Consider the following 2,155-nt stretch of genomic DNA (forward strand, 5'->3'; position numbering starts at 1 on the left):
CGACACCGGCTTCGACAGGAAGGACTGGCTCCCGGAGGCGAAGGAACTGGCGAACAGGGGGTACCCGTGCCTGCTCATCGATCTGAACTTGGACGACCCCAGCACGGCACCAGAGTACGCCCTCGCCGCAAGTCAGTACTTCCGCAAACAGGTCGGCGTGAAAAACGTTGTCCTCGTCGGTGCCGGTGCCGGTGCGGATGCGGTCGTTCGGGCGAACGCACGGGCGAAGTCGGGGACGATTGCCGGGACGCTCGCACTCGCACCCGGGAGCGGTGTGGATTCCGCGGGCGAAATGCAGGGCTGGAAGCTGTTCGTCGTGGCCAAGGGTGACGACCGACAGTACGTGCAGACGACGAAGAAGATGCAGAAGGCCGCGTCGAATCCGAAACGCTACCAAACGGTCGATGGGAGCGCACACGGTCAGCACGTCTTCGAGGAGAACGAAAACGCGATGATGTCGATGGTGAACAGCCTGCTCATGACTGTCTGTGACTGAGAGTAGCGTAATTCGCACGCTTTTTGAGGCTCGACGGGCAAAACGATACAACGAATGATTTCCAAGGGCTGTGAACAGTGTGCCAAAGGTGGCAAGATGGTTCTCTTCGTCTACGGCTACTGCGACCAGCGCGACTGTTTTTACTGCCCCCTCGGTGAAAACCGGAAGAACGTCACCGACGTGTACGCCAACGAGCGACTCGTCGAGGACGACGAGGACGTGATTACGGAGGCAAAGCGCATGAACGCGCTCGGCACGTCCATCACTGGTGGCGAACCACAGGAGGCGATGAACAAGACCTGTCGGTACCTCTCGCTGTTGAAGGACGAGTTCGGCGAGGACCACCACACGCACCTCTATACCGGAATCACGGGCGGGCGGGAAAACATGCGCCGACTGTCGGAGGCCGGGTTGGACGAGATTCGATTCCACCCGCCGTACGAACAGTGGGGAGAACTGCACGGAACCGAATGGGAGGACATCCTCTACATCGCCCGTGAGGAGGGGCTCACCCCTGCGTTCGAGATTCCGGGAATCCGCGCCGAGGAGGAGTTCCTCGACTTCCTCGACGAGGGTGCGGCGGAGTTCTGCAACGTCAACGAGTTCGAGATGTCCCAAGGCAACTACCGCAGAATGCAGGCCGAAGGCTTCGAACTCCAGGAGGGCCACATGTCCGCCGTCGATGGCTCCAAGGAGCAAATCCTCGACGTGATGGGAGATCACCCGCGAACGTACTTTTGCACCTCGGTGTTCAAGGACGCCGCTCAGCACCGCAACCGCCTCAAGCGGATGGCCCGCCAGATTCGCCGCGAGTTCGACGACGTGACCGACGACGGAACCCTGATTTACGGAAAGACGTGGGTGGACGAGGGAGACTTCGCAGCACTCGGCGTCCCCGAGGAGTTCTACACCGTCAAATCCGAGCACATCGAAGTCGCGTGGTGGTTGCTCGAAGAGATGATCGAAGAGGGCGACGTGGAGAAGGGCGAAATCGTGGAGCAGTATCCGACGTACGACGGCCAAGTGGTCGAGCGGACGCCGTTGGCCTGACTACAGTTTCTTCTCCAGTATCGGAGCGTCGTACGGACGGTTATCGAGTCGTTGCACGCCGACTCGTTCGTAGCCACATCGACGATACCAGTCTTCGAGGAAGGGGTGGTCCGAGAGCGTTCGAAGGCGAACCGTTCCCCATCCCTCCGACTTCACGTGTTCCTCCACCGATTCGAGCAGGGTCCTGCCGATTCCCTGCTCCTGCCAGTCGGGGCTGACGGCGAGGCGACCGATTTCGGGGAGTTCCCACTCGGGACGGGGAATCAGTTGCACAGCGCCGATGAATTCCTCGTCCTGAGTGGCGACGAATACCGTTCGGCTCCGAATCCACTGTTCGATAGTTCCCTCGTCACAATCGAGGATACTCGACGGAAAACCGATCTTCGCGTTCTCCGCGTACGACCGGCGATACAGTTCGACCAACTTCGGGGCATCACCCTCCCTTGCGCTTCGAATGGCCGGGTTCACATGCTCTTCACTGGGCCACACCTACTTTAAATCGACCGGTGGCAGAGCCGCCAGTCGCCAGTGTTTCTCCGGAAAATCTGCGATTTTCCGGGCCGACGACCGACCAACGGGAGGGAGAAGGCTTTTGATCAACCTTTTGCC

General features: G+C 60.0%; 2 protein-coding genes and 1 pseudogene. 2 read left to right on the forward strand and 1 reads right to left on the reverse strand.

Annotated elements, in window-relative coordinates:
* A pseudogene (locus WBV42_RS07030) lies at nt 1–496 on the forward strand (alpha/beta hydrolase); the annotation flags it as partial.
* A 54-nt stretch (nt 497–550) separates the two neighbouring features.
* A complete protein-coding gene (locus tag WBV42_RS07035) occupies nt 551–1,546 on the forward strand; it encodes a radical SAM protein (protein WP_253224908.1) in 996 nt (331 codons plus the stop codon).
* On the opposite strand, the gene WBV42_RS07040 is transcribed toward WBV42_RS07035, so the two are convergent.
* On the reverse strand, nt 1,547–2,014 hold the full coding sequence (locus tag WBV42_RS07040) for a GNAT family N-acetyltransferase (RefSeq protein ID WP_423985396.1): 468 nt from the start codon (nt 2,012–2,014) through the stop codon (nt 1,547–1,549).
* Between the last annotated feature and the right edge of the window lie 141 nt (nt 2,015–2,155).

The sequence above is a fragment of the Haladaptatus sp. genome, from assembly GCF_049589095.1.
Classification (GTDB): domain Archaea; phylum Halobacteriota; class Halobacteria; order Halobacteriales; family Haladaptataceae; genus Haladaptatus.

What these genes read in the sequence shown, in the direction of transcription:
- WBV42_RS07035 (WP_253224908.1), top strand. Translation starts at nt 551, where the DNA reads ATGATTTCCAAGGGCTGTGAACAGTGTGCCAAAGGTGGCAAGATGGTT.